Consider the following 4,763-nt stretch of genomic DNA (forward strand, 5'->3'; position numbering starts at 1 on the left):
AACCATAGAATTTGGCATTTCGCTGTTCATTGACAACCAGTGTATCGCCTTCAATCTCAATAGCCTGACCGGTACCATCATCCTGCGACGCTAAATAGATAAAATCATCTACATAATTGTAGAAGGTGGTCAGATCGTAACGGAAGGCGCCGATATGCCGATCAAAGCCGACTTCAAAGTTGGTGTAGGTTTCCTTACCAAGGTTAGGGTCACCGATTTCCACCGTACCTGCTGCAGCATGCCGGCCAAATGCATACAGTTGTTCCGCAGAAGGCGCGCGTTGTGAACGGGTCACCGACATTCTTAAATGATGTGCTGGATCGACATCAATAATGGTTCCGGCCGATAAACTGAACGGTGTGAAGCTGCGGCTGCTCAGGCTGGCAGCTTGCTCCAGCTCGTCACCACTGGGTAAGTCAATATCGCGTGCTTCATCCAGATTATCTGAGCTGGAACGGACGTGATCAACTCGGGCGGCAATTTCAAAGCGACCAAAATGTGTGGGACGTTCTTCCAGAATAAACAAACCGACGGTGCGGGTGTCATTGCCACGGATATAAAAGCCACCGCCATGTTCATCGTCACCATCACCGTGACTATGACCTTCACCCTCGGCTTCAAAGTCGCGATCATTAAATTGCAGACCGATAACACCCTCCCAATCACCAATCGGGTTATGCACCATTTCCAGACGCATTTCAGTTTCGTTGTTGTTGAAGCGGGTTTCAACTTCGCTTTCAACGAATGTCCCATCATCAAATTCTGAACCAATTTCCTGTTGACGATAGCTGGTATAGGCCATTTTCAGACGAGCAGTCTGAAAGCCTGGCAACGGATCATTGAATTCACTGCGAAAATCAAAACGATCATTTTTCGCACGAATCCTTTCCTGCTCTTCTTCGCCTTCACCCAAAAACACTTCTGGAATGCCGTATTGCGTTTCCCAGGTGCTGTAGCCTAAACCGGCAAAGCCCCAATCACCTTTGAATAAACCGGTGATGGAAAATACATCATTTTCCACTTCGCTATTCTGCAATTTGTCTTTACGACCAACTCGTTGGCCTTTTTCCTGATAGCCATCAATATCAAAATCACTGCTGCGACGCACCCCATAATCGGTACGTAAAACAAAACTGTCACCCATCGGCAGTTCCAAACCAAGACGACCCTGGCGGTCATGGCCATTCAAACCATATGACATTTGACCATCAACCCTTGGTGAATCGCCAAACTCCGGGTTAAAGCGATTACTGCGAACATTGATAACACCACCGGCAGCACCACTGCCATAAAGCAGGGTCGCCGGACCACGAAATACTTCAATTTGATCGGCGCGTCCGGTATCCAGTCCGATTGCGTGATCAGCACCTTCACCTGATATATCAGAGGTACTTAAGCCATCTTCCAGAACCTGTACCCGGGAACCCTGTAAACCACGAACTACAGGGCGACCAACGCCTTGTCCAAAGTCGGCATTATGTACACCTGGCAGGCCATCCAGCGTTTCGCCCAGTGTGCTGGCACGTTTTTGATTGAGTTCATCACCCGCAATAACAGTAACCGGTTGGATTAATTCATCAGAAGTACGGTTGCCTAATGGGTCGGACGTGACCACCAGACGGGGAATATCAACAGCATCTTCAGCAGCAAACGCTACAGAAGCCATAGGGGACAGTGCCGCAGCAAGCAACACCACAAGTGGTTTTTTATTCATCACGAATAATCCTCATAGCAGATATCAGCAGCCATTCTCCAAACAGGAAAAGGCGTTAAAAAAAATCAAATGCTATGAAAAAACGGGGGGCGCACGAATCGCGAATGAGAGATAGCTGTTTTCAAAATGAGCAGGAGCTGTAACAGCCGTATCAAGCTGAAAATGTTGTTGCCAGATGCCGACTATGAGCTGCGGGTAGGAATCTGTTGATGGAGTATGACTGACAACATTTAACTGGTCACATAAGGCAATATGATCATGAAAAGCATGCTCGGCATCATGCCAGACAGCCATGGACTGCATCAGCAATAATACCGCTGCAAAAAGCCATAACAGATGTTGGGTGTGCCGAAGTTGCATGTTGGTTAGTTCACCAGCAGTTCAGTCAGTAATTGTTGATAAATGACTGACAAAGTATCCAGATCGGCAATGGTGACATGTTCATCAATCTGGTGAATAGTGGCGTTTAACGGGCCTAATTCGATTACCTGGGCCCCGGTTGGAGCAATAAACCGCCCATCGGAAGTGCCGCCTGAAGTAGACAAAGTCGTTGTATAGCCCGTTACCTGCTGAACAGCAATTTGCACGGCTTCAAGTAATTTACCACCGGCTGTACGAAAAGGTTTACCTGACAATACCCAGTCTAACTGATATGAAACACCATGCTTGTCCAAAATGGCTTCGACCTGTTGTTGAAGTTCCCCATGGGTGACTTCAGTAGAGTAACGGAAGTTGAAAACCATTTCCGCCGTACCCGGAATAATATTGGTTGCGCCTGTACCACTGTTTAAATTGGATACCTGAAAGCTGGTGGGTGGGAAATCTTCGTTACCCTGATCCCATTGCACTGCACAGAGTTCAGCCAAAGCAGGGGCAAGATTATGTACCGGATTATCCGCCAGATGCGGATAGGCAATATGGCCCTGTTTGCCTTTGACCGTCAGATAGCCATTTAACGAACCACGGCGGCCATTTTTGACTACATCGGCCACTTTGTCGGTACTGGTCGGTTCACCGACTACACACCAGTCAATATGATCCTGACGAGCCTGCAATGTCTCAATGACTTTAACGGTACCATCAGTAGCAGGACCTTCTTCATCACTGGTCAGCAAAAAAGCAATGCTTCCCGCATGTTGAGGATGTTTTGCCACAAAACGTTCACAGGCCGTCACCATGGCGGCAATACTGCCTTTCATATCAGCTGCGCCACGACCATATAAAATACCATTGTCGATTCTGGCGGCAAACGGTTCATGGGTCCACTTATCGACTGGACCGGTAGGCACGACATCCGTATGCCCGGCAAATACAAATAACGGTCCATTATGGCCCCGGCGGCACCACAGGTTATCGACTTCACCAAATCGCAGGTATTCGGCATCAAAGCCACTATCAGCCAACCGCTCGGCCAGCATGATCTGACAGCCTTTATCGGCTGGCGTAACACTGTCACGCTGAATCAAATCAATCGTAAGCTGGACAGTTTCAGAGAGATTATTTTGCATAGCGGGCCTGAAAATCAGATTCATTGAAACCTATTGATACGCCGGATGCATCTTCAATGACGGGGCGCTTGATAAGTGTGGGATGAGCGAGCATTAATTCGATGGCGCCTTGTTGATCAAGCTGTTCTTTTCGTGGGTCGTCCAGCTGACGCCAAGTGGTACCACGTTTGTTGATAAGTTCTTTCCAACTAATTTTCTCTAGCCATTGTTTGATGGTGGTCTCATTAAGGCCATCTTTGCGAAAATCATGGAATTGGTAAGACACCTGATGTTCATCCAGCCAGCGGCGGGCTTTTTTGACTGTGTCACAATTTTTGATGCCAAACAGTTTCATCAATATGCCGTTCTATTCATGAGTTAGTGAAGTCGGAAATAAGCGAAAATGATACAGTATATCAACTGTCATTGCATGAGTGATTGCACTGAGAATATCAGTGAAAAAGACGATAACGAAGATTTAATCGTCGTTATCGTCTTTTACTTTTTATTTAGATATCACGCAGTAATTCGTTGATACCGACTTTACCTCGGGTTTTTTCATCAACTTGTTTTACAATCACGGCGCAATACAGGCTGTAACTGCCATCCTTAGAAGGCAGGTTACCTGAAACCACAACTGAGCCAGCAGGAATGCGACCGTAACTGATTTCCCCCGTCATGCGGTTAAAGATTTTGGTGCTTTGTCCAATATAAACGCCCATCGAAATGACGGAGCCTTCTTCCACAATAACGCCTTCAACGACTTCAGAGCGGGCACCGATAAAACAGTTATCTTCAATGATAGTCGGGCCGGCCTGTAATGGTTCAAGCACACCACCAATACCTACTCCGCCTGATAAATGCACGTTTTTACCAATTTGTGCACAACTACCAACAGTTGCCCAGGTATCCACCATGGTGCCGGAATCAACATAGGCACCGATATTAACGTAAGAGGGCATCAATACAACGCCTGGTGCAATGTAGGAACCACGACGTGCCGCAGCAGGCGGCACCACACGGACACCAGCAGTATTGAAATCAGCTTCGGTGAAGTTGGCAAATTTTGGTTCAACCTTATCAAAGTATTGTGTTTCACCACCCGACATTGGACGGTTATCATTTAAACGAAACGATAACAGAACCGCTTTTTTCAGCCATTGATTGACGACCCAATCGCCATTTTGTTTTTCAGCGACACGGGCTTTACCACTGTCGAGCATTCCCAGAACTTCGTTGACGGCATTACGCACTTCCGCATCGGCATTGGCTGGGGTGATTTCTGCACGGCGCTCAAATGCCGTTTCGATAATCTGTTGGATATCGCTCATCGGTTTCTCCAGGTTATTTTAAGATAGGGTTTCAATATAATCACGGATTCGCATTGCGGCTTCGACGCACTCATCTTGTGGTGCAACCAATGCCATACGGATTCGATTTACGCCGGGATTACCCTGTTTGGTATCTCTGGCCAGAAAACGCCCCGGTAACACGGTGACGTTATATTGATCAAACAAGCCACGGGCAAAATCGGTATCGGCAATTGGTGTTTCTGCCCACAG

The 4,763-nt window shown here is 47.3% G+C and carries 5 protein-coding genes and 1 pseudogene; all 6 read right to left on the reverse strand.

Annotated elements, in window-relative coordinates:
• Nucleotides 1–1,714, reverse strand: a 1,714-nt coding sequence (locus B3O33_RS03570) for a TonB-dependent receptor (protein WP_292362948.1), incomplete at its 3' end; no start/stop codon positions are given.
• 72 nt (nt 1,715–1,786) lie between these two features.
• Nucleotides 1,787–2,074 (reverse strand): hypothetical protein, encoded by a 288-nt coding sequence (locus B3O33_RS03575; protein WP_292361537.1) that lies wholly within the window; start codon nt 2,072–2,074, stop codon nt 1,787–1,789.
• 5 nt (nt 2,075–2,079) lie between these two features.
• Complete coding sequence (gene dapE / locus B3O33_RS03580; protein ID WP_292361538.1) at nt 2,080–3,222, reverse strand: succinyl-diaminopimelate desuccinylase; 1,143 nt, start codon at nt 3,220–3,222, stop codon at nt 2,080–2,082.
• On the reverse strand, nt 3,212–3,556 hold the full coding sequence (locus B3O33_RS03585) for an ArsC family reductase (protein WP_292361539.1): 345 nt from the start codon (nt 3,554–3,556) through the stop codon (nt 3,212–3,214). Before B3O33_RS03585 ends, dapE begins: the two co-directional genes overlap by 11 nt.
• Before the next feature lie 154 nt (nt 3,557–3,710).
• Nucleotides 3,711–4,532: a 2,3,4,5-tetrahydropyridine-2,6-dicarboxylate N-succinyltransferase gene (gene dapD, locus B3O33_RS03590; RefSeq protein WP_292361540.1), complete on the reverse strand. Its 822-nt coding sequence runs from the start codon at nt 4,530–4,532 to the stop codon at nt 3,711–3,713.
• 18 nt (nt 4,533–4,550) lie between these two features.
• Nucleotides 4,551–4,763 (reverse strand): annotated as a pseudogene (locus B3O33_RS03595) (succinyldiaminopimelate transaminase); the annotation flags it as partial.

This window comes from Methylophaga sp. UBA1464 (assembly GCF_002325665.1).
Classification (GTDB): Bacteria; Pseudomonadota; Gammaproteobacteria; order Nitrosococcales; family Methylophagaceae; genus Methylophaga.

What these genes read in the sequence shown, in the direction of transcription:
- B3O33_RS03575 (WP_292361537.1), bottom strand. Translation starts at nt 2,074, where the DNA reads ATGCAACTTCGGCACACCCAACATCTGTTATGGCTTTTTGCAGCGGTA.
- dapE (WP_292361538.1), bottom strand. Translation starts at nt 3,222, where the DNA reads ATGCAAAATAATCTCTCTGAAACTGTCCAGCTTACGATTGATTTGATT.
- B3O33_RS03585 (WP_292361539.1), bottom strand. Translation starts at nt 3,556, where the DNA reads ATGAAACTGTTTGGCATCAAAAATTGTGACACAGTCAAAAAAGCCCGC.
- dapD (WP_292361540.1), bottom strand. Translation starts at nt 4,532, where the DNA reads ATGAGCGATATCCAACAGATTATCGAAACGGCATTTGAGCGCCGTGCA.